The 23,471-nt window shown below is 73.5% G+C and carries 1 protein-coding gene (running past one end of the window); it reads right to left on the reverse strand.

Annotated features, from left to right (window positions below; genetic code table 11):
• Window positions 1-23,471, reverse strand: partial view of a non-ribosomal peptide synthase/polyketide synthase gene (locus ACFWBF_RS28235; RefSeq protein WP_385606835.1) — the 3' portion only. 106 nt of this gene lie beyond the right edge of the window; only the last 23,471 of its 23,577 coding nucleotides appear in the window; its start codon lies off the right edge, out of view; the stop codon is at window positions 1-3.

A 23,471-nucleotide genomic window follows, 5' to 3' on the forward strand; every position in this document is an offset into this window, starting at 1 on the left:
TCAGTCCTGCGCGTCGGGGTTGATCCGGCCCTGCTCCCACAGCCGGGTCATCTCGCCCCGGCCGGCCCAGGCCTCGTCCTCGTCGCGTACGGAGGCCAGCACCTGCTTGAGCACGGCCCGTCCCGAGTCGGCGTTGGTGAGGACCACCACGCCGGTACCGGAGCCGAGGCGGCTGAGCGCGAGGGCGTGGAAGCCCGAGGTGCGTCCGGTGTGGCCGTACTCGAGGTCGCCTCCGGTGGTGTCGACGATCGAGCCCGTGCCGTAGAAGCGGCCGGGTTCGACGACGGTGAGCATCCGGTCGGCGAGGGCGGGGTCGAGCACCTCGGAGGGCTCGCCGCGGTGGGCGCGGCGGATCTCCAGGAGCACCCGGGCCAGGTCGGCCGCGGTGGTCCACAGGCCGGCGGCCGCGGTGTCGGGGTGGGCGAGGGAGCCCTCGGGGAGCGGGGCGCCGTCCTCGCCGTGGCCGACGGCGACCGCCGGGCCCGCGGGGACCTCGGGCTCGTACGCGCTGGCGGTCATCCCCAGGGGTGCGAACACCTTCTCCCGCATGTACTGCGGGAAGGGGGTGGCGGTGACGTCCTCGACGAGCTGTTGCAGGACGGTGTAGCTGACGTTGTTCTTCATGAACACCCGGCCCGGTACGCCTTCCAGCACCACCGGCGGGGTCTTGGCCGGGGCCCGGCCGTGGAGGATCTCGGCCGCGGTGGGCCGGGGCTCCGTACGCCCGTAGAAGTGGTTCTCCAGTGCGGTCTCGGGGTGGGTGATGCCGGCGGTGAAGCGGAGCAGTTGGTCGGCGGTGACCACGGCCCCGCCGGGGACCCGCCAGCTCGTCAGGTGGCGGCTGACGTCCTCGTCGAGGTCGATGAGCCCGTCCTTGGCCAGGCGCAGGACGCCGAGCGCGGAGACGAACTTGCTCATGGACGCGGCGGGGAAGAGCGTGTCCGGGGTGACCCGGGCGCCGCCGCCCGCCGAGGTGACGCCGAAGCCGCGGACCTCGGCGAGTTCACCGTCGCGGATGACGGCGACGCTGACGCCGGGCACCTGGTTCTCGATCATCGCCTCGGCCGGGGAGGGGATGCCGCGGGCGGTACGGGGAGCCGCCGCTCGGGGTGCCACGGCCGCGGCGAGCTCGGCGAGGGTCTCGCTCTCGTACAGGGTGCGCAGCGAGATCGCGAGGCCCGCCTTGCGGGCGGCGGAGATCAGCGGGAGCACCATGATGGAGTCGCCGCCGAGGTCGAAGAAGCTGTCGTGGGCGCCGACCTTGTCGAGGCCGAGCGCCTCGCCCCAGATCCGGGCGAGCAGTTCCTCGGTGGCGGTGCGCGGGGCGACGTACGGGGGCCGTCCGGTGTCGGGCATCCGGTCCTGGCCGGGGGCCGGGAGGGCCTTCCTGTCCACCTTGCCGGAGACGGCGAGCGGGAGTGCGTCGAGGGCGACGAACACCGCCGGGACCATGTAGGCGGGCAGGGTGCGGCGCAGCTCCGCGGCCAGTTCGGCCGGGGTGGGCGAGGCGCCGTCGGCGGGGACGACGTAGGCGACGAGGCGGCGCTCGCCGGGGCGGTCGGGCCGCTGCGAGCGTGCCAGCACCACGGCGTCCTTGACGCCGGGGGCGAGCAGCAGGGTCGCCTCGATCTCGCCGAGTTCGACGCGGTAGCCGCGGATCTTGACCTGGTCGTCGCCGCGGCCCAGGAAGTCCAGGCTGCCGTCGCGGCGGAACCGGGCGAGGTCGCCGGTGCGGTAGAGGCGGGCTCCGGGGCGGTCGGTGAAGGGGTGCGGGACGAACTTCTCGGCGGTGAGCGAGGGCCGCCCGCCGTAGCCGCGGGCCACGCCCGCGCCGCCGAGGTAGAGCTCGCCGACGACTCCGGCGGGCACCGGGCGCATCCCGGCGTCCAGCACGTACGCCTCGGTGTTGGTGATGGGGCGGCCGATCGGCACGGGCGCTGCGCCGGCGGCGGTGTCGGCCGTGTCGGTGGCGGTGGCCTCGTGGACGACGCAGCCGACGACGGTCTCGGTCGGGCCGTACTCGTTGACGATCCGGGCCCCGGGGGCGGTGCGCCGCCAGCCGGCGACCATCTCCGGCTTCATCTCCTCGCCGCCGACCACGAAGGTGCGTACGGAGTCCAGGACGGTGTCCTCGCCGAGGGCGGCGGTGACCAGGTCCAGGTGGGCCGGGGTGATCTTGAGGATGCTGTAGTCGCCGCCGGCGCGCAGCAGTTCGGGCAGGGCCTCCTGGCCGCGGTCGCCGGGGACCATGGTGACGTCGCGGCCGGAGATCAGCGGGAGCAGGAAGCTGGGCACGGCCAGGTCGAAGGCGATGGAGCCGAACATCGGCGCCCCGTTCGCCCCGTCCATGCCGTAGTACTCCAGCGCCCAGCCCAGGTAGTTGGCGAGGCCGGCGTGGGTGATGAGCACGCCCTTGGGGCGGCCCGTGGAGCCCGAGGTGTAGATGGTGTAGACGAGGTCGTCGCCGTCGACGGCCACCTCCGGATCCTGCTGCGGGCGGCCGGCGATGGCGCCCGCCTCCCGCTCCAGGACCACGAGGCGGGCCGCGCCGGCGGCGGGCACCGCGGCGAGGAGGGACTCCTGGGTGACCAGGACGGGCGCCTTGCTGTCGGCGAGCTGGTACGCCAGGCGCTCGGCCGGGGTCTCCGGGTCGAGCGGCAGGTACGCGGCGCCGGCCTTGAGGGCGCCGAGCACGGCGACCAGCATCTCGGGGCCGCGCTCCAGGAGGATCGCGACGAAGTCGCCGCGGCCGACGCCCAGTCCGAGGAGGTGATGGGCGAACCGGTTGGAGCGGGCGTCGAGTTCGCCGTAGCTCAGCGGGACGCCCGCCGTGACGACGGCGGTCGCCGCGGGCTGCTCGGCGGCCCGGGCGGCGAAGCGCCGGTGCACCGGGGTGGTGTCGTACGCGGCGGCGGCCGGTCCGGCCCACTCGCCGAGGAGCAGCTCGCGCTCCTCCTCGGGCAGCAGGACGGCGGTGGCGTCGCCGTCGAGGTCCTCGACGATCGCCTCCAGTACGAGGCGGTACATCCGGCCGAGCCGCCGGGCCTGCTCGCGGCTCATCACCCGGGTGTCGGTGAGCAGTCCGAGCTCACCGGCCATGGTCGTGACGGCCAGGTCGAACTCGGTGCCGCCCTCGCGCAGGCTGGAGCCGAGGTCCATCAGCTCGGTGTCGATCTGCCGGAAGTCGAGGTAGTTGAAGAACACGTCGATGATCCGGCGGCCGCCCGCCTCGCGCTGCACCTCCGGCAGCGGGAAGCGCCGGTTGGGCCACAGTTGGGTCTCCTGCGCGAAGACCCGGGTGAGCAGCTCGCGCCAGGTGCGCGCGCCGCCCTTGTGGTGGATGGGCAGGGTGTTGAGGTACATGCCGTACACGAGTTCGGCGCCGGGGAGTTCGGGGCGGGTGTCGCAGACGAGCCCGGTGTAGAAGTCCCGTTCCTCGGTGAGCTGGGCCATCACCTTCAGGTGCGCGGCCAGCAGCACGCTCTTGACCGGGACGTCGGCCGCGCTCGCCGCCGCCTTGATGCGCGGCTGGATGTCGCGCAGGGAGACGGTGACGGAGAAGGACTTGCCGCTCTCCTCGGGCTGCCGCCAGGCCGCCGGGAGGGTGAACTGGGCGTGGTCGGTGACGATCCCGCGCCAGTACGCGCGCTCCTCGGCCGAGGCCAGGGACTCGTGCTCGCCGGCGATGAAGTCGGCGAAGCGCAGCGGCGGCAGGGCGGCCGGGGTGGGCTCCTGGCCGTCGCGCAGGGCGGCGTAGGTGGTGAGCAGCTCCATCCAGAGGCTGTAGTGGCCCCAGCCTTCGAGGATGGTGTGGTTGAGGCTGAGGAACATGCGCCAGCCGGCGTCGCCGACGGCGAAGCCCAGCCGGACGAAGGGCGGCTTCGCCATGTCGAACAGGCGCTGCTGCTCGCCGCGGCTGATGTCCAGGACCCGGGCGCGCCAGCCGTCGTCGTCCAGTCCGGTCAGGTCGTGGACGGTCACCGGCATCTCGGCTTCGGCGTGCACGAGCTGCATGGGCACGGAGTACGTGTCCAGGTCGATGGAGGTGCGCAGGGCCTCGTGGCGTGCGGTGACCCGGCGGGCCGCCTCGCGCATCGCGTCGGGGGCGAAGGGGATCCCGTCGCGGATGTCGAAGGAGGTGGTGTTGTGGTAGTTGTTCGCCGCCGGGCCGTCGTAGGCCAGCAGCTCGACGAGCATGCCGGTCTGGAGCTGCGAGAGCGGGTAGACGTCGGTGACGCCGGCGGGCACCAGGGCCCGGTCGGCCTCGCCGAGCAGCTCGAACGGTTCGACGTAGCGGGTCTCCTGGACCTCGCGGCCGGCGACCGCGAGGGCCAGCTTGCCGATGGTGCGGTGTTCGAAGACCTCGCTGACGGTGACGCCGTAGCCGGCCGTCTTGAGGGCGCCGACGAGGGTGACGGCGCGGATGGAGTCGCCGCCGAGGTCGAAGAAGCTGTCGGTGACGGAGATCCCGTCGATGCCCAGGACCTCGGTCCAGACGGCGGCGATGCGGATCTCGTCCTCGGTGGCGGGGGCGGCCCCGCCGCGGGCGGCGGCGAGGGCGTCGGCGGCGGGGACGGGCAGGGCGCGGGTGTCGAGCTTGCCGTTGGCGGTCAGCGGCATCCGGTCGAGGACCACGAAGGCCGCGGGGACCATGTAGTCGGGCAGGCTGTCGGCCAGATGGTCACGCAGGTCCGCGGGGAGCGGCGGCTGCCCGGCGCCGGGTACGGGGACGACGTAGGCGACGAGGCGCTTCTCGCCCGGGTTGTCCTCGCGCAGCACGACGGCCGCGTGGTCGAGGGCGGGGTGGGTCTGGAGCGCGGACTCGATCTCGCCCGGCTCGATGCGGTAGCCGCGCAGCTTGATCTGGTGGTCGGCGCGGCCGATGAAGTCGAGCGTGCCGTCGGCCTGCCAGCGCACCAGGTCGCCGGTGCGGTACATCAGGGCGCCGGGCTCGGCGTACGGGTCGGGTACGAACCGGGCGGCGGTCAGGGCCGGCCGGCCCCGGTAGCCGCGGGCCAGGCCCGGGCCGCCGACGTACAGCTCGCCGGGGACCCCGCGCGGCACGGGCCGCTGCTCGGCGTCCAGGACGTGGAGGCGGGAGTTGCCGACCGGGCCGCCGATCGGTACGGACGCCCGGCCGTCGGGGACGTCGGTGACCTCGTGGACGGTGGAGAAGGTGGTGTTCTCGGTCGGGCCGTAGCCGTGCACCAGGTGGCGCGGGCCGCCGGAGCGGACCAGGTCGCGGACGGTGGAGGCGTCGGCGGTCTCACCGCCGAAGATGACCGTGCGCAGCCCGGCGAGGGTGCCCGGGATGGTGCGGGCGACGTGGTTGAACAGCGAGGTGGTGAGGATCATCGCGGTGATGCCGCGGCTCTCGACGGCGGCGGCCAGGGCCTGCGCGTCCAGGACGGTGTCGCGGTCGAGGACCTCCAGGCGGGCGCCGCCGAGCAGGGCGCTCCACAGCTCCCAGGTCGCGCCGTCGAAGGAGACGCTGGCGACGTGCGAGACCACGTCCTTCGCGCCGACGCGGGTCAGTGCGTCGTCCCGGGCGGTGCGGACGACCCCTCGGTGGGTGACCTCGGTGGCCTTGGGGGTGCCCGTGGAGCCGGAGGTGTACATCACGTAGGCCGGCTCGTCCGGGTGCTGCTCCAGGGCGGGGGCGAGCGGGCCGCCGTCGTGCGCCGCGGTGGCGTCGACCAGCAGGGCCGGGCCGTCCCAGGCGGGCAGGGAGCCGGTCAGGCGCTCGGCGGTGACCAGGGCGGCCGCCCTGGAGTCGGCCAGCATGAAGGCGAGCCGGTCGGCCGGGTAGGCGGGGTCGAGCGGCAGGTAGGCCGCGCCGGCCTTGAGTACGCCGAGCAGGGCGACGGGCAGTTCGGCGCTGCGGTCGAGGCCGACGGCGACGACCGAGCCCCGGCCGACTCCGGCGGCCCGCAGGCGGGCGGCGAGGCGGGCGGCGTGCCCGTCGAGCTCGCGGTAGGTCAGCGCCAGGTCGCCGGCGGATACGGCCACGGAGTCCGGGGCCTCGGCGACGCGGGCGGCGAACAGCGAGGTCACCGTGTCGGGCCGGTCCCGTACGTCCTTCGTGCCCCAGGCGGCGAGCAGTTCGCGCTCGCCGTCCGGGAGCGGCGCCAGGGCCAGGCCCTCGGGGTCGGCGGCCATGGCCAGTACGACACCGCGGTACATGGAGGCGATGCGCTCGGTCTCCTCGCGGCGCAGGACGCCGGTGTGGGTGGCGAGGCTGAGGTGCCCGTTGAGGGTGGTGACGATCAGCGAGAACTCGGTGGCGGCGGCGCCGGCGCTGGAGCCGATGTCGATCAGGTCGGTGTCGAGCTGCTTGTAGTCCTGGTAGTTGAAGGCGACGTCGACGAGGCGGCGGCCGCCCGCGAGCCGCTGGATGGCGGGCAGCGGGTGGCGGCGGTGCGGCCAGGTCGCCGCCTCCCGCTCGTACACCCGGGCCACGAGCTCGCGCCAGGTGCGAGATGAGGAGTCGTGGGCGAAGGGCACCGTGTTGAGGTGCATGCCCAGGACCCGCTCGGCGCCGAGCGCCTCGGGACGGGCGTCGGTGGCGAGTCCCGCCGAGAATTCCCGCTGGTCGGTGAGGCGGGCCAGCACGGCCAGGTGGACGGCGTGCAGGACGGACTTCATCGAGGCGCGGGAGCGGCGGGCCAGTTCGCGAAGGCCCGGCTCCACGTCGGCGAACGGCACCCGCACCAGGTAGGGCTCGGGGGCCGAGTCGGCGTCGCCCCAGCCCTCGGGGAGGGCGAAGGGTTCGTAGCGGGCGGTGATCCCGCGCCAGTACGCCTCGTCCTCGGCGCAGGCCAGGGACTCCAGCTCGCCGGCCACGAAGTCGGCGTAGCGGACCTCGGGGGCGGTCCAGCCCTCGGGCTCGCGGCCGTCGCGCAACTGGCGGTAGAGGCCCAGGAGTTCCATGAGCATGGAGTGGTGGCTCCAGCCCTCGGTGATGGCGTGGCACTCGGCGAGGCCGAGCCACCACACGGGGCCGTCCTCGACCAGTGCGCAGACCCGCAGCAGGGAGGGCACGGCCAGGTCGAAGGGGGTGGCGCGCTGCTCGGCGAGGTAGCGGCCGACGGCCGCGTCCACACCCTCGGCGTCCAGTCCGGCCAGGCTGTGCACGGCGACCGGCAGGGTCACGTCGGTGTGCACGAGCTGGAGCGGGACGCTGTGGCCGGTGAGGTCGAAGCCCGTGCGGAGCACCTCGTGGCGCCCGGCGAGGATCGCCACGGCCTGCCCGAGGGCGGCCGCGTCGAAGGGCCGGTCGTCGCGGATCCGGAAGGCGTTGACGTTGAGGTACTTGTGCCCGGCCGGCTCGGCGAGCATCTCGACGAGGATGCCGAGCTGCCCCTGGGAGACCGGGTAGGCGTCGGTCAGGCCGGCCGGCAGGGCCGCCAGGTCGGCGGCCGGGACCAGGGTGAAGGGCTCCACCGCACGGTGGCCGCCGTCGTCGTGGCCGGTGCCGGCGGCCGCGAGGGCCGCGAGACCGGCGACCGTACGGGCGTCGAAGACGTCGCGTACGGACAGGGCGTACCCGGCGGCGCGCAGGGCGCCGACGAGGGAGACGGCCCGGATGGAGTCGCCGCCGATGTCGAAGAAGGCGTCCTCGGCACCGACCCGGGGCAGGCCCAGCACCTCGGCCCAGACGGCCGCGATGCACTCCTCGTCCCCGGTGCGCGGGGCGACGTACGGCTGGTCGGCGGCGAGCGCCGCCCAGTCGGGCGCCGGCAGGGCCTTGCGGTCGACCTTGGTGTTGGAGATCAGCGGGATGGCGGCCAGGGCCGTGAAGGCGCCCGGGACCATGTACTCGGGCAGCCGCTCGCGGCAGTACTCGGCCAGCTCGCCCGGGGTGGGCAGGCCCGCCTCCGCGTCGGCCGGCACGACGTAGGCCGCGATCCGCGGGTCGCCCGGGGCGCTCTCGTCGGTGACGACGGCGGCCTGCCGGACGGCGGGGTGCGCGACGAGCAGGGACTGGATCTCGCCGAGCTCGACGCGGTAGCCGCGGATCTTGATCTGGCTGTCGGTGCGGCCGAGGAACTCCAGGCCGCCGTCCGGGCGCAGCCGCGCCAGGTCGCCGGTGCGGTAGAGCCGCGCGCCCGGCTCCCCGTACGGGTCGGGTACGAAGCGGTCGGCGGTCAGGGCCGGGCGGCCGAGGTAGCCGCGGCTGAGCGCCGGGCCGCCGATGGTCAGTTCGCCGGGGGCGCCGACCGGGACGGGCCGGCCGTCCTCGTCGAGTACGAGGATCCGCGTGTCGGCCAGCGGGCGGCCGAGCGGGATGCCGTGCTCGCTCGCCAGGTCGGCCTCGGTGATGCGGTGGTGGGTGACCTGGACGGTGGCCTCGGTGGGCCCGTACAGCTCGACGAGCTGCGGGGCGTCCAGGCCGAAGCGGTCGGTCCAGGGGGCCAGGGCGGCCCCGTCGTGCTTCTCACCGCCGAAGAACATGGCCCGCAGGGTCAGTTCGTCGATCCGCGGGTCGCCCTGCTGCACGGCGGCGGCGAGGCCGCGGAAGGCGGACGGGCTGTTGAGCAGGACCGTCATCTTCTCGGCGACGAGCAGGTCGAGCAGCTCGTCGGGGTTGCGGGCGGTGTCGGCGTCCACGACGACGAGGCGGGAGCCGTAGAGCAGGGCGGCCCACAGCTCGAAGACGGAGACGTCGAAGGCGTGGCTGTGGATCAGCGGCCACACGTGCCGGTCGTCGAGCGGGAAGCGCTCCTCGGTGGCGAGCATCAGGCGCACGGCGTTGGCGTGGGTGACGCCGACGCCCTTGGGGACTCCGGTGGAGCCGGAGGTGTAGATGACGTACGCGAGGTTGCCGGGCTCGGCCAGGGGCGCCGGGTCGGTGTCGGGCTGCGCCGCCAGCGCGGCGGCCGTCTGCGGGCCGTCGAGGACGAGGACCGCGCCGGAGTGGGCGGCGGCCGCGGCCCGCTCGTGGGCGGACTCGGTGAGGACCACCTTGAGGCCCTGGTCCTCGGTCATGAAGGCGAGGCGGGAGGCGGGCTGGGACGGGTCCATCGGCAGGTAGGCGGCGCCCGCCTTGAGGATGCCGAGCAGTGCGGGCACCAGCTCGGGGCCGCGGCCCAGGCACAGGCCGACGATGTCCTCGGCGCCGACGCCGAGGGCGCGCAGCCGGTGCGCGATCCGGTTGGCGCGGGCGTTGACCTCGCCGTACGAGAGGGTCGCGCCGGCGGCGGTGACGGCGCCCGCGTCGGGGCGTTCGGCCGCCTGGTCCTCGAAGAGGGAGTGCAGGGTGGTGGTGACGGGGGCGGTGGCGGCCGCGGCCGGGGCGCGCAGGATCAGCGCCCGGTCGGCCTCGGGGAGGAAGGTGGCGCGGGCGTCGCCCTCGGGGTCGGCGGCCATGGCCAGCAGGACCTGGCGGTACATCTCGCCGAGGCCCTCGGCCTGGGCGGCGGTGAGGTGGCGGGTGTCGGAGCGCAGTCCGAGCCAGCCGCCGCGGGAGATCACGGCGAGCGGGAACTCGGTGGAGCCGATGCCGGTGCTGGCCTCTTCGTCGACGAGGTCCGCGTCGACCTGGTGAAAGTCCAGGTAGTTGAAAACGGAGTTGAGGAGGCGGCGCCCGCCCGCGGCCCGCTGGATGGCGGGCAGCGGGTGGCGGCGGTGCGGCCACAGGGCGAGTTCGCGGTCGAAGACCTGGCGGACCAGGTCGCGCCAGGTGCCGGCGGTGCGCAGGTGGGCGAAGGGCACGGTGTTGAGGTGCATGCCCGCGACCCGGTCGGCGCCGGCGGTCTCCGGGCGGGCGTCGATGGCGAGGCCCGTGTGGAAGGAGGCCTCTTCGGTGATCTGGCCGAGCACCTTGAGGTGGGCGGCGAGGAAGACGCTCTTGAGGGAGACGCCGGAGGTGGTGGCCAGCTCGCGCAGGCGGGGCATCAGGTCGTACGTCGGCACGTTGACCTGGACCGTCTCGTACGGGCGGTCCCGGTCGGCGCCCGCCTCGACCTCCGCGCCCTGGGGGTCGCCCCAGGCAGCGGGGAGTTCGAGGACGGCGTGCTCGGCGACGGCCGTACGCCAGTACTCCTCTTCGGCCGGGTCGGCGAGGGAGGCCAGTTCGGCGGCGATGAAGTCGGCGTAGCGGCTTGCCGGGCGGTCGGTGGGGGCGAAGAAGCCCTGTTCGGTGAACTCCCGGTAGCAGACGAGCAGTTCGCTCATCAGGGAGTGGTAGCTCCAGCCCTCCAGGATGGGGTGGGCGTGGGTGAGGACGAGCCACCAGGTGGCGTCGTCCTCCAGGACGGCGCGCACCCGCAGCAGCGGCGGACGGGCGGTGTCGAAGGGGCGGCCGCTCTCCTCGGCGTTGACGGCGCGCAGGGCCGGGCCGAAGTCCTCGGCGCACAGTGCGCCGAGGTCGGTGACGGGCACCTCGACGGGCACGTCGGCGTGGACGAGCTGGAGGGGGGTGCTGTAGCCGGTGAGGTCGAAGCCGGTGCGCAGCACCTCGTGGCGCAGGACCAGTTCCTCGGCGGCCCGCTGGAGGGCGTTGGCGTCGAAGGGCCGGCCGTCGCGGACGCGGAAGGCGTCGACGTTGTGGTAGGCGGCACCGTCGTCGTCCAGGGTCATCTCGACGAGCATGCCGAGCTGCACCTGGGAGACCGGGTAGGCATCGGTGACCCCGGCGGGCAGCGCGGCCCGGTCGGCGTCGGAGAGGAGGGCGTACGGCTGGACGTAGACCTCCGCCACGGGCCCGGCGGCCTCGCCGGAGTCCGCCGGGCCGCCGAGGTGGCGGGCCAGGGCGGCGATGGTGCGGTGCTCGAAGACGTCCTGGACGGCGACCTGGAGGCCGGCCGAGCGGATCGCGCCGACGAGGACGATGGCGCGGATGGAGTCGCCGCCGAGGTCGAAGAAGCTGTCCTCGACGCTGACCCGCTCGTGACCGAGCGCGGTGGCCCAGGCCTCGGCGAGCCGTGCCTCGGTCTCGGTGCGCGGAGCCACGTACTCGGCGGCCACCGTGAAATCCGTCGGCGCCGGGAGCGCCTTGCGGTCCAGCTTCCCGGCCGTGTTCAGCGGCCACGCCTCCAGTTCCACGAAGGCGCCCGGCACCATGTAGTCGGGCAGCTCCTCGCGCAGGAAGCCCCGTACGGCGGCCTGGTCCAACTCTCCATCGGCCGGGATCACATAACCGACGAGCCAGGTGTCCCCGGACTCCTCCGTGCGGGCGATCACCGCCGCGTCGCGCACCTGCGGATGCGCCAGCAGCCGCGACTCGATCTCCCCCAGCTCGATCCGGTAACCACGGATCTTCACCTGGTGATCCGTCCGCCCCAGGAACTCCAGCGAACCGTCGAACAACCGCCGCGCCAGGTCGCCCGTCTTGTACAACCGGGTCCCGGCCGGACCGAACGGGTCCGGGACGAAACGTTCCGCCGTCAGATCCGGGCGCCCCAGATACCCCTGCGCGACACCGTCACCGGCGATGCACAGCTCACCCACCACACCCAACGGCACCGGCTGCATCAACGCATCGACGATGTACAGCTGGGTGTTGTCGATCGGGGAGCCGATGGAGATGGCGGCGGCCTCGGCCGGGACCTCCCAGGTGGCGGACCAGATGGTCGTCTCGGTCGGACCGTAGACGTTCACCAACCGGGCGACGTGGGCGCGCAGTTCGCGGGCCAGCTCCACCGGCAGGGCTTCGCCGCCGACCAGAGCGGTCACGGAGCGGTCGGAGAAGCCCGCCTCCCGCAGCAGCTTCCAGCCGGACGGGGTGGCCTGCACGTGCGTCACACGCTCGGCGGCCACCAGCTCCGCCAGGTCCTCCCCGCCCTGCGCGACGACGACACGGTGGCCGCCGATCAGCGGCAGGTAGAGCTCCAGCCCCGAGATGTCGAAGGAGACGGAGGTGGAGGCCAGCCAGGACTCGTCGGCCCGGGCCTCGCCGAGCACCCGGCGGATGCCGACGAGGAGGTTGCCCAGCGCCCCGTGCGTGACCTGCACGCCCTTCGGCCTGCCCGTCGAACCCGAGGTGTACAGGACGTACGCCACCGCCTCCCGGTCGATCACCGGAAGCCGCCCGGTGACTTCGGCCGTGTCGGACACCGAGATCCGCGCACCCGAGTGGATCTCGGCGGCGGTGCCGGCCAGCGACTCCTGGGTGACGAGGACGACCGGCACCGCATCGGCCACGATCCCGGCCAGCCGGGAGGCCGGGTGCGAGGCGTCCATCGGCAAGTACGCACCACCGGACTTCTGCACCGCGAGCAGCGCGACCAGCAGCTCCACACCCCGCTCCAACAGCACACCCACCACGTCACCCGGACGCACACCCTCGGCGACCAGCCGGTGCGCCAGCACCTCCGACCGCGCGTCCAGCTCGGCGTACGACAGCGACACACCGCCGCCGGTGACGGCGACCGCGTCCGGCGCTTCCGCGGCCCGCGCCGCGAACAGCTCCGGCACGGTCGGGGCCGGGGCCTCGGTGGCGGTGTCGTTCCAGCCGGTGACGACGAGGGCCTCCTCGTCGGCGGGCAGCAGCACGGCCCGCGCGTCGCCCTCGGGGTCGGCGGCCATGGCCTCCAGGACGAGGCGGTACATGTCCGCGATCCGCTGGGCCTGGGGCCGGGCGAGGTCCCGCTCGTTGGCGGTCAGGACGAGGTGCCCGGCGAGGGTGGTGACGGCGAGGGGGAACTGCGAGGTGGCGTCACCCAGGTTGGCCTCGACGTCGATCAGCTCGGTGTCGACCTGGTGGTAGTTCTGGTAGGTGAACAGCACCTCGACGACGGACTGGCCGGGCTCGGCCAGCCGCTGGATCGCCGGAAGCGGGTAGCGGCGGTGCTCGAAGAGCTCCATCTCGCGGTCGAAGACCTGGCGTACGAGCCCGGTCCAGGTGGCCGCGGTCCCGGCCTCGTGGGCGAACGGCACGGTGTTGAGGTGCATGCCGCACACCCGCTCGGCGCCCAGCAGCTCGGGGCGGGCGTCGGTGACCAGGCCGGCCGAGAAGCGGGACTCCTCGGTGAGCTGGCTCATCACCTTCAGGTGGGCGGCGATCAGCACGCTCTTGGCGGAGACGCGGGCCCGCTCGGCCAGCTTCTTGAGCCCGGGCTCCAGGTCGGAGTAGGCGACCGGCAGGCGGTAGCCGCGGCCGTCCTGCGCGGAGGGCTCGCCCCAGCCGGCCGGGAGGCCGAAGGCGGGGAAGGCGTCGACGGTGTGCGCCCAGTACGCGCGGTCGCCTTCGTCCGCGAGGGACTCCAGCTCCCCGGCGATGAAGTCGGCGTAGCGGGCGGGCACCGGCTCGCGGCCGGCGTCCGGGTCGCCGCCGTCGCGGACCGTGCGGTAGACGTCGAGGATCTCCATCAGGAGGGAGTGGTGGCTCCAGCCCTCCAGGACGATGTGGCTGTGGGTCAGGGAGAGCCACCAGGCCTGGTCGCTCTCGACCAGCGCGGCGATGCGCAGCAGGGAGTGGTCGGCGAGGTCGAAGGGGCGGGACTCCTCGACCGCCACGTGGGCCTGGACGGCCCGCGTGAGCGACTCCTCGTCCCGGATGCCCGTCAGGTCCTCCACGTGGAGGGGGATCACGGCCGAGGCGTGGACGAGCTGCATCGGCACGGAGTAGCCGGTGAGGTCGATGGACGTGCGCAGGATCTCGTGCCGGGCGGCGACCGCGCGGGCCGCCGCCTCCAGCGCGGTACGGGAGAAGGCCTGCCCGTCGCGGACCCGGAAGGAGGTCACGCGGTGGTAGTCGTCGCCGCCGTCCTCGACCAGGGTCTCGACGGCCATGCCGGTCTGCACCTGGGAAAGCGGGTAGGCGTCGGCGAGGCCCTCGGGTATCCGTTCCCTGTCCTCATCGGTGAGCAGGGCGAAAGGGGCGAGGCCTCCCTCCCCGGGCGCGGGCTGCGGCTCGGCGGCGGCCGGGGCGGCCTGGGTGCGGAGCAGGGCGAGGAGGTCGGCGACCGAGGTCTGGTCGGAGAGGCCGCCTGCGGCGAGGTCGATGCCGGCCGCCGCGAGCGCACCGGCAAGCGCCTCTGCCGCGTCGGCCGCCCCTGCCGTCCGGGTGGAGATGTTCGTCGGTGACACGGTGTCCTCCTGCTGTGCCTGCGCCGCGAGATGGTCCGCCAGCTCGGCGACGGTCTGGTACGTGAAGATCGTTCGAACGGAGAGTCGGTGGCCCAGTGCCTTCAGCGCACCGACGACGGAGACCGCCCGGATGGAGTCGCCGCCGAGGTCGAAGAAGCTGTCCTCGACGCTCACCCGTTCGAGCCCGAGAGCTGATTCCCAGGCATGAGCGATGCTCGCCTCGGCGTCTGTGCGGGGAGCTATATATGTGCTCTCGGCGCCGCGGGAGGGGGCCGGGAGCGCCTTGCGGTCGAGCTTCCCGGCCGTGTTCAGCGGCCAGGCCTCCAGTTCCACGAAGGCGCCCGGGACCATGTAGTCGGGCAGCTCCTCGCGCAGGAAGCCCCGTACCGCGGCCTGGTCCAACTCTCCGCCGGCCGGGATCACATAACCGACGAGCCAGGTGTCCCCGGACTCCTCCGTGCGGGCGATCACCGCCGCGTCGCGCACCTGCGGATGCGCCAGCAGCCGCGACTCGATCTCCCCCAGCTCGATCCGGTAACCACGGATCTTCACCTGGTGATCGGTCCGGCCCAGGAACTCCAGCGAACCGTCGAACAACCGCCGCGCCAAGTCACCCGTCTTGTACAACCGGGTGCCGGCGGGCCCGAACGGGTCCGGGGCGAAACGTTCCGCCGTCAGATCCGGGCGCCCCAGGTAACCCTGCGCGACACCGTCACCGGCGATGCACAGCTCACCCACCACACCCAACGGCACCGGCTGCATCAGCGCATCGACCACATAGAACTGCGTGTTGTCGATCGGAGAACCGATCGACACCGCCTCCGGCTCCTGCGGAACCTCCCACGCCGACGACCAGATCGTGGTCTCCGTCGGACCGTAGACGTTCACCAACCGACCAACACGCGAACGCAGTTCGCGGGCCAGCTCCACCGGCAGCGCCTCACCGCCCACCAGGGCGGTCAGGCCCGCGTCGGCGAGCCCGGACTCCAGCAGCAGCTTCCAGCCGGACGGGGTGGCCTGCACGTGCGTGACCTCCTGCTCGCGGACGAGCTCGGCCAGGTCGTCGCCGCTCTCGGCGACGACCACGCGGTGGCCGCCGATCAGCGGGAGGTAGAGCTCCAGCCCCGAGATGTCGAAGGAGACGGAGGTGGAGGCCAGCCAGGTCTCGCCCCAGCCGGCCCCGAGCACCCGGCGGATGCCGACGAGGAGGTTCCCGAGGGCCCCGTGCGTGACCTGCACGCCCTTCGGCTTGCCCGTCGAACCGGACGTGTAGAGGACGTACGCCACCGAAGCCGGGTCGACCGGGATCTCCAGCCGGTCCGCGTCCAGTTCGGCGGTGACGGCCGAGTCCGTGCCGTCGACCAGCAGCCACTCCCCGGAGTGGATCCCGTCGGCCAGCGGCCCGAGCGCGTCCTGGGTGACCAGGACGGAGGGGCGGGCGTCGGCGACGATCCCGGCGAGCCGGGAAGCCGGGTGCGAGGCGTCGAGCGGCAGGTACGCCGCCCCCGCCTTCTGTACGGCGAGCAGCGCGACCAGCAGCTCCACACCCCGCTCCAGCAGCACACCCACCACGTCACCCGGGCGTACGCCCATGGCGAGCAGGTGGCGGGCGAACCGGTTGGAGCGGGCGTCCAGTTCCCCGTACGAGAGGGACCGGCCCGCGGCGGTGACCGCCTGCGCCTCCGGGGTGTCGAGGACCCGCGCCGCGAAGAGTTCCGGCACGGTCCCGGCCGTGACGGCGGTGGCGGTGTCGTTGCCCTCCGCCAGCACCCGGGCGCGCTCGCCCTCGGGCAGCAGCGGCGCCTGGGCGTCGCCCGCGGGGTCGGCCGCCATCGCCTCCAGGGCCAGGCGGTACATGGCTCCGATGCGATCGGTGCTCTCCTGCGAGAGCACCGCTCCGTGCGCGGTGAGCACCAGGTGCCCCTTGCGGGTGGCGACGGTCAGCGGGAACTCCGTCGGGCCTTCCTGCGGGTCGGCGAGCTGCGCCGAGGCGCCCGCGTGCTCCAGGCTGCCGTCGGTGACCCGCCCGTAGTCCTGGTAGTTGAAGTACACGTTCAGCAGCTGGCGGCCACCCGCGAGCCGCTGGATGGCCGGCAGCGGGTGGCGCCGGTGGGACCACACCGCGATCTCGGCGGCGAAGACCTGCGCGACGAGCTCGCTCCAGGTCGCGGCGCTGCGGTCGTGGGCGAACGGCAGGGTGTTGAGGTGCATGCCCAGCACCCGCTCGGAGCCCGGGAGTTCGGGACGGGCGTCGGCCACCAGGCCGCTGTGGAAGGACTGCTCGGGGGTGAGCCGGCTCATCACCGCCAGGTGCGCGGCGAGCAGCACGCTCTTGAACGAGGTGCCCGTCGCGGCGGCGAGCTCGCGCAGCCGCGGCTCCAGGTCGCCGAAGGCGACAGGGGAGCGGCGCACACCCGGCTCCCCGCCCCAGCCGGCCGGCAGCTCCAGCGCCGCGTTGCCGTCCACGACGGACTGCCAGTAGGCGCGGTCGGCCTCGTCGGCGAGGGAGTCGAGCTCGCCCGCGATGAAGTCGGCGTACCGGGCGGAGGTCGCCTCGGGGGCCTCGGCGGCGCCCGTGTCGCGGATCTCCCGGTAGACGGTGAGCAGTTCGCCGAGGAGGGCGTGGTAGCTCCAGCCCTCCAGCACGGGGTGTGCGTAGGTGAGGGTGAGGTGCCAGGTGTCGCCGGTCAGGACGTGCGCGGAGAAACGGACGAGCGGGGGCTCGGCGACGGCGAACACCGCCTGCCGTTCGGCCTGTTCGTGCGCGATGACGGCCCGCTCACGAGCCCGCGGGTCCAGCAGCGACAGGTCGGCGACCGCGACCGTGGTGGGCGCGCTCGCGTGGACCAGCTGGAGGGGGGCGCTGTAGCCGGTGAGGTCGAAGCCGGTGCGCAGCACCTCGTGGCGGGCGACGAGCTCCTCGGCGGCCCGCTGGAGGGCGGCGGCGTCGAAGGGCCGGTCGTCCTGGACCTCGAAGCCGTCGACGTTGTGGTACGCCGCCTGCTCCTCGTCCAGGTCCATCTCCACGAGCATGCCGAGCTGCACCTGGGAGACCGGGTAGGCGTCGCAGACGCCCGCCGGCAGCGCGGCCCGGTCGGCCTCGGAGACGAGGGCGTACGGCCGCACGTACTCCACGGCCGTGGCGACCGGGGCCTCGCGGCCGTCCAGGTGGCGGGCGAGGGCGGCCACGCTGTTGTGGGTGAAGATGTCGGGCACGGAGACGTGGAAGCCCGCGGCGCGGACCTCGGAGGCCAGCCCGATGGCGCGGATGGAGTCGCCGCCGAGGTCGAAGAAGCTGTCCTCGACGCTGACCCGCTCGTGACCGAGCGCGGTGGCCCAGGCCTCGGCGAGCCGTGCCTCGGTCCCGGTGCGCGGAGCCACGTACTCGGCGGCCACCGCGAAATCCGTCGGCGCCGGGAGCGCCTTGCGGTCCAGCTTCCCGGCCGTGTTCAGCGGCCACGCCTCCAGCTCCACGAAGGCACCCGGCACCATGTAGTCGGGCAGCTCCTCGCGCAGGAAGCCCCGTACGGCAGCCTGGTCCAACTCTCCATCGGCCGGGATCACATAGCCGACGAGCCAGGTGTCCCCGGACTCCTCCGTGCGGGCGATCACTGCCGCGTCGCGCACCTGCGGATGCGCCAGCAGCCGCGACTCGATCTCCCCCAGCTCGATCCGGTAACCACGGATCTTCACCTGGTGATCCGTCCGGCCCAGGAACTCCAGCGAACCGTCGAACAACCGCCGCGCCAGGTCGCCCGTCTTGTACAGCCGGGTGCCGGCCGGACCGAACGGGTCCGGGACGAAACGTTCCGCCGTCAGATCCGGGCGCCCCAGATACCCCTGCGCGACACCGTCACCGGCGATGCACAACTCACCCACCACACCCAACGGCACCGGCTGCATCAGCCCATCGACCACATAGAACTGCGTGTTGTCGATCGGAGAACCGATCGACACCGCCTCCGGCTCCTGCGGAACCTCCCACGCCGACGACCAGATCGTGGTCTCCGTCGGACCGTAGACGTTCACCAACCGACCAACACGCGAACGCAGTTCACCCGCCAACTCCACCGGCAGCGCCTCACCGCCCACCAGGGCCGTGGTCCCGGCGCCCGTGAAGCCCGCCGCGAGCAGCAGCTTCCAGCCGGACGGGGTGGCCTGCACGTGCGTCACGCGCTCGGTGGCCACCAGCTCCGCCAGGTCCTCCCCGCCCTGCGCGACGACCACGCGGTGGCCGCCGATCAGCGGCAGGTAGAGCTCCAGCCCCGAGATGTCGAAGGACACCGACGTGGAAGCCAGCCAGGACTCCCCCGCCTCCGCGACACCCAACACCCGGCGGATGCCCACGAGGAGGTTGCCCAGCGCCCCGTGCGTGACCTGCACGCCCTTCGGCCTGCCCGTCGAACCCGAGGTGTACAGGACGTACGCCACCGCCTCCCGGTCGATCACCGGAAGCCGACCGAGAACTTCGGCCGTATCGGACACGGAGATCCGCGCACCCGAGTGGATCTCGGCGGCGGTGCCGGCCAGCGACTCCTGGGTGACGAGGACGCCCGGCACCGCATCGGCCACGATCCCGGCCAGCCGGGAGGCCGGGTGCGAGGCGTCCATCGGCAAGTACGCACCACCGGACTTCTGTACCGCGAGCAGCGCGACCAGCAGCTCCACACCCCGCTCCAGCAGCACACCCACCACGTCACCCGGACGCACACCCTCGGCCACCAGCCGGTGCGCCAGCACCTCCGACCGCGCGTCCAGCTCCGCGTAAGACAGCGACACACCACCACCGGTGACGGCGACCGCGTCCGGGACGGCCGCAGCCCGCGCCGCGAACAGCTCCGGCACGGTCCCGGCGACGGCCGCCGTGGAGGAGTCGTTCCACTCCTCCAGCACCCGGGCCCGCTCGTCGGCGGGCAGCAGCACGGCCCGCGCGTCGCCCTCGGGGTCGGCGGCCATGGCCACGAGCACCCGGCGGTACATCGCGGCGACCCGCTCGGCGTTGTCCCGCGACAGGGCGCGGCCGTTGGCGGTGACGATGATGTGCCCGGCGCGGCTGGAGACGGTCAGCGGGAACTCGGTCGGGCTGTCGTCGATGCTGGCGAGGTAGTCGACGCGGTCCAGGTCGACCTGGTGGAAGTCCTGGTAGTTGAAGTAGACCTCGATGAGCTGGCGGCCGCCGGCCAGGCGCTGCACGGCGGGCAGCGGGAAGCGGCGGTGCGGCCACAGCCCGACCTCGGCGGCGAAGACCTGCGCGACGAGCTCGCTCCAGGTGGCGGCGACGCCGGCGTCGTGCGCGAAGGGCAGCGTGTTGAGGTACATGCCGTAGACCCGGTCCGCGTCGAGCAGTTCGGGGCGGGCGTCGCAGACCAGGCCGGCGGTGAAGCGGGTCTGCTCGGTGAGCTGGCTCATCACCTTGAGGTGGGCGGCGAGCATGACGCTCTTGAACGAGGCGCGGCTGCGGGCGGCGAGGGTGCGCAGCCGGTCGTACAGGTCCTCGACGGGGACCTCGATGACGTGGATGGCGCGCGGCGAGCCGGCGGCCTCGCCCCAGCCGGCCGGGGCGGCGATCGGGGCGTACTCGTCGGTGATCCGGGACCAGTAGGCACGGTGGGAGTCGTCCTGGAGCGCCCGGGCCTCCTCGGCGATGAAGTCGGCGAAGCGGATCGCGGTGGGCGCGGGCTCCCGGACCGGGCGGCCGTCGCGCAGGGCGGCGTACAGGTCGAGGATCTCCATGAGGAGGGAGTGGTGGCTCCAGCCCTCCAGGACGGGGTGGCATTCGGTGACCGACAGCCACCAGCCGCCGGTGCCGGTGTCGTGCGCGTACAAGCGCATCAGGGCGGGCACGGAGAGGTCGAAGACGTCGGCGCGCTCGCGGGCGGTGTGGTCGAGGATCGCCGCGCGGATCTCGTCCTCGTCGAGGCCGCGCAGGTTCCGGCTGCCGACGGCCATCTCGGCCTGGGCGTGCACGAGCTGCATCGGGACGGAGTAGCCGTCGAGGTCGATGGAGGTGCGCAGCACCTCGTGGCGGGCGGTGACGATGCGGGCGGCCTCGACGAGTGCCCGGTGGTCGAAGGAGTGCTCGTCGCGGATCCGGAAGCTGGTGACGTTGTGGTAGTTGTTCGCGCTGCCGGGCAGGGACATCTCCAGGACCATGCCGGTCTGCACCTGGGAGAGCGGGTAGGCGTCGGTGAGGCCGTCGGGAAGCCGGTCGCGGTCGCCGGGGCGGATCAGCTGGAACGGGCGGACCGGCTCGGGGTTTTCGGCGGGCGCGGTGCGGCCGGTGACGAGCTCGGCGAGGCGGGCGACCGTACGGCGGTCGAAGACGTCGCGGACGGTGACGTCGAAGCCGGCGGCGCGCAGGGCTCCGACGAGGGCGACGGCGCGGATGGAGTCGCCGCCGAGCTCGAAGAAGCTGTCGTCGACGCCGAGGGCGTCGAGGCCGAGGACCTCTTCCCAGACCTCGGCGATGCGCTGCTCGGCGGGTGTACGGGGGGCCGTGCGGGCACCGGTGGCGCGTCGGGCGTCGCTGCCGGGGGCGGGCAGGGCGCGCTTGTCGAGCTTGCCGTTGGTGGTGAGCGGCAGCCGATCCAGGGTGACGAAAGCGGCCGGGATCATGTACGGGGCGAGGTCGCGGGCCAGGGCCTCGCGCAGCTCGGCGGGGTCGTGGGCGGCGCCTTCGGCGGTGATCAGGTAGGCGACGATCTCCTTGGCGCCGGGGGTGTCCTCGCGCAGGACGACGACGGCGTCGTGGATGCCGGGCAGGGCGGCGAGGGCGGCCTGGATCTCGCCGAGTTCGACGCGGTAGCCGCGGATCTTGATCTGGCCGTCGGCGCGGCCGAGGAATTCGAGGCTGCCGTCCGGGCGCCGGCGGGCGATGTCGCCGCTCTTGTAGAGGCGCGAGCCGGCCGGGCCCCACGGGTCGGGCACGAACCGCTCGGCGGTCAGGCCGGGGCGGCCGAGGTAGCCGCGGGCGACGCCGGGGCCGGCCACGTGGATCTCGCCGAAGACGCCGACGGGGACGGGCTCGCCCCAGGCGTCGAGGAGGTGGACGCGCAGGTCGTCGAGGGGGACGCCGATGGGGTTGCTCGCGTCGGGGGCGAGGTCGGCCGCGGTCACCTCGTAGAAGGTGGTGTGGACGGTGGTCTCGGTGATTCCGTACATGTTGAGCAGGGCCGGGGCGGCGAGGCCGCGCCGGTCCGTCCACGGCGCCAGGTCCGGCACGGTCAGCTTCTCGCCGGCGAAGACGACGGCGCGCAGGGCGAGCCGGTCGATGCGCGGGTCGCCCTCGGCCGCGGCGACGACCAGGGAGCGGAAGGCGGACGGGGTCTGGTTGAGGACGGTGACCTGCTGTTCGACGAGCAGGTCGAGGAACTCGTCGGGCGAGCGGGTGACGGCGGCCGGGACGACGACGAGCTTGCCGCCGTGCAGCAGTGCGCCCCACATCTCCCAGACGGAGACGTCGAAGGCGTAGCTGTGGAAGAGCGGCCAGACGTCCGCGGCGGAGAACTCGTAGTGCCGGTAGGCCGTGGTGAGCAGCCGCAGGACGTTGCGGTGGCTGAGGCAGACGCCCTTGGGCTTGCCGGTGGAGCCCGAGGTGTAGATGACGTAGATCAGCTGATCCGGGTGGCCAGCCAGCGCCGGATTCGCAGCCGGAAGACTCTGCCAGTGCTCCGAGCCGGTCTCTCGGTCGAGTACGACGAGCGGGCCCTCATGAATCTCCTCGATCATCGGGGCGTGGCGGGTCTCGGTGAGCACGGCGAGGGCGCCGGCGTCCTTGAGGACGTAGCCGAGACGGTCGGCCGGGTTGGCCGGATCGAGCGGGAGGTAGCCGGCGCCCGACTTCAGTACCCCGAGGAGCGCGGGCATCAGCTCGGGGCCGCGCTCCAGGCAGACGCCCACGAGGGTGTCGGGGCCGGCGCCGAGGGTGCGCAGGTGGTGGGCGATGCGGTTGGCGCGGGCGTTGAGCTCGGCGTACGTGAGCTCGTGCCCGTCGGCGGTGACGGCGACCGCATCGGGGGTGGCGGCGACCTGGGCCTCGAACACCTCGTGGACGAAGCGCGGGTCGGGGGCCTCCTCGGGGGCGGGCTGGATGACCAGGGCCCGCTCGGCGGGGGCGAGGACGTCGAGCGCGGACAGCCGGGCGGCCGGGTCGGCGGCGATGGCGTGCAGCAGGCGGCCGAAGTGGTCGGCGAGGCGCTGCGCGGTGGCGGTGTCGAAGAGGGCGGTGGCGTACTCGAAGCGGCCGCGCAGGGTGCCGTCCGGGATCTCCTCGACCAGGAGCTGGAGGTCGAAGCGGGCGGTGTCGGCGGGGGTCTCGAACGGCTCGACGGTGATGCCGGGCAGGTCGTAGGCGGCGGTACGGGACTCGTGGAGGGTGAAGGCGGCCTGGAAGAGGGGGGTGCGGGAGAGGTCGCGCTCGGGCTGCAGGGCGTCGACGAGGCGGGCGAAGGGCATGTCCTGGTGGTCGAAGGCGTCCAGGACGTCGACGCGGCTGCGCTCCAGCAGGCGGCTGAAGCGCGGGTCGCCGTCCCAGCTGCCGCGCAGGACCAGGCTGTTGATGCCGTAGCCGATGAGCTGCTGCAGTTCGGGCCGGGTGCGGCCGGAGACCACGGTGCCGACCGCGATGTCACTGGTGCCGGTGTACTTGGCGAGGAGGGTCTGGTAGGCGGTGAGCAGCACCGTGAAGAGGGTGGTGCGGTGCTCGGTGGCGAGTTCGCGCAGGGATGCGGCGAGCTGTCCGGGCAGGTCGAGGGTGACGGCCGCGCCGGCGGAGCTGCGGACGGCGGGGCGCGGGCGGTCGGCGGGCAGGTCGAGGGGGGCGACGCCGTCGAGCCGGTCGCGCCAGTAGGCGAGGTGCTGGGTGAGGGCAGGTCCGTCGGCAAGCGCAGTGTTCTTCTGCTGCCAGGCCGCGAAGTCGGCGTACTGGACGGCCAGTTCGCCGGCCGGGCGGGAGCCGCAGTAGTAGGCGGAGAGGTCCTGGGCGAAGATCTGCGTGGACCAGGCGTCGCAGGCGATGTGGTGGAAGACGAGCACGAGGACGTGTTCGGTGGCGCAGAGCCGTACGAGGCGGACCCGCAGCGGCCATTCGGCGGCGAGGTCGAAGGCTTCCCGGGCGTACTCGGCCGTGAGCTGACGGGCGACGCTCTCCCTGTCGGCGGCGGGCAGCGCGGCGAGGTCTTCGACGAGGAACGGCACGGGGCCGGGCTCGTCGACGAGTTGGACGGGCTCGTCGCCGAACAGGTCGTAGCGGGTGCGCAGCACCTCGTGGCGGGCGACGACCTGGTCCACGGCGTTGCGCAGGGCGCTCTCGTCGAGGTCTCCGGTGAGCCGGATCGCGAGCGGGACGAGGTATTCGGTGCTCTCCGGCTCCAGCCGGTTCAGGAACCACATCTGCTGCTGTCCGGCGGACAGCGGCAGCGGCAGGCCGCGGTCGACGCGGG

Source organism: Streptomyces sp. NPDC060028 (assembly GCF_042736725.1).
GTDB lineage: Bacteria > Actinomycetota > Actinomycetes > Streptomycetales > Streptomycetaceae > Streptomyces.